The 1,357-nt window shown below is 70.1% G+C and carries 4 protein-coding genes; 2 read left to right on the top strand and 2 right to left on the bottom strand.

Translation table 11 applies throughout. The features are described from left to right. A partial coding sequence (locus ACFY9I_RS42495) for a Scr1 family TA system antitoxin-like transcriptional regulator (protein WP_391012900.1) occupies nt 1-309 on the top strand: 309 nt, incomplete at its 5' end. 9 nt (nt 310-318) lie between these two features. Continuing rightward, a complete protein-coding gene (locus tag ACFY9I_RS42490) occupies nt 319-510 on the top strand; it encodes a hypothetical protein (RefSeq protein WP_359540190.1) in 192 nt (63 codons plus the stop codon). Nucleotides 511-532: 22 nt separating this feature from the next. Here the strand turns inward: ACFY9I_RS42490 and ACFY9I_RS42485 are convergent, their stop codons facing one another. Continuing rightward, complete coding sequence (locus ACFY9I_RS42485) at nt 533-754, bottom strand: hypothetical protein (RefSeq protein ID WP_179123285.1); 222 nt, start codon at nt 752-754, stop codon at nt 533-535. A 75-nt stretch (nt 755-829) separates the two neighbouring features. Continuing rightward, nucleotides 830-1,357, bottom strand: a 528-nt coding sequence (locus tag ACFY9I_RS42480; protein ID WP_391012897.1) for a GNAT family N-acetyltransferase, incomplete at its 5' end; no start/stop codon positions are given.

The raw sequence follows: 1,357 nt of genomic DNA, 5'->3' as shown, positions 1-1,357 counted from the left end.
GGCGGCGCCAAGGTCATGCGGGCCCAGCTCGATCAGCTCTGCGAGCTGTCCGAGAGCGAGAACATCGACGTACGGGTCATCCCTTTCCGTGCCGGAGCCTTCCCCGGCGCCGGACAGGCCGTGATCTACGCGGAGGGCCCGGTACCTCAACTAGACACCGTGGAACTGGACTCGGCGCACGGTCCCGAGTTCCTGCACGGACAGTCCCAGCTCGACAAGTACCGCTCGCACCTGGACTGGATGGAGTCGGCGTCCTTGTCCCCGGCCGACTCCCGTGACTTCATGCACCGCTTCGCAGGCGACCTCTGAGGAGCCCCCATGAACCAGATCACCTGGGAAGACCCCTACTGCGCCGAGGGCGCGAACTGCTTCCGCATAGGCACCGACCCCGCAGGCAACGCCTACATAGCCGTCACCGGCCAGGAAGACACCCCCCTCACCGACACCCACGAAGCCCTCCGCGCCCTCATCCTCAACATCAAGGCAGGCAAAGCCGACCACCTGCTGTGAACGGCAGTGCTCGCCAGGGCAGTTAATCCTGACCCGCGTCCCTGGTCAGCGCGGCCAATAGCTCGGGGTCGGCGTGGATCTCCGCCGTGTGCTGCCAGGCGGTGAGGAGTTGGGCGATGGACGCGTCCTTGTCGGCGGAGTCCGGCGCCCCCAACGCGTCGGAGAGTTCGGCGGTGAAGACCTGGACGTCAGCCTCGGGCAGGAAGCGGACCCACGGGAAGGGGACAGGGTTCTCTGGGGGCATGGCGTCGAAAGTACGTCGGCAGCTACCGCATTCGCCGCGTCCGGCACCGCGCTCACCCGAACGAGCGCCCCCCGCTCACGACACCTCCGGCTCCCCGTCCGTGGACAGGCGGCCGTGGAGGTGGACGTCTCGGTACGCGTCGCGGCGGTTGGCCTGCCACATCGCGCCTCGTAGCGTGCCCTCGGGGCGGAATCCGCAGTGTTCCGCTATGCGGCAGGACGCCTCGTGGCCCAGGGCGTGGCCGAGTTCCAGGCGGTGGAGGCCGAGGTCGGTGAAGGCCCAGTGGGACGCGAGGAGGAGGGAGCGGGTGGCGACGTGGCGGCCGCGGGCCTCCGGGAGGACCCAGTAGCCGACCCGGGCCACGCTGATCACCCGGTCGATCGCGTGGACGCCGATCTGGCCGAGGACCGCCCCGTCGGCCGCGTCCGTGACGCAGAAGGTCATGCCCGTGCCGGCGGACATGTCCGCCGCCCTCGCCTCCAGCGCGGCCCGGGCACTCGCGAGGTCGGTGATCGTCCGCAGCGGGGTGTTCCAGCGCCGGAAGTCCTCGTCGGCGTGCCCGCGCAGCCACGCGTCGACGTCACCGGGGTCCTCCGGGTCCCA

Origin of the sequence: Streptomyces sp. NPDC012510 (genome assembly GCF_042955065.1) — a bacterium.
Taxonomy (GTDB): Bacteria; Actinomycetota; Actinomycetes; order Streptomycetales; family Streptomycetaceae; genus Streptomyces.
Note: the sequence above shows the minus strand (reverse complement) of the source record. Positions and strands in the feature narration are given on the sequence as shown.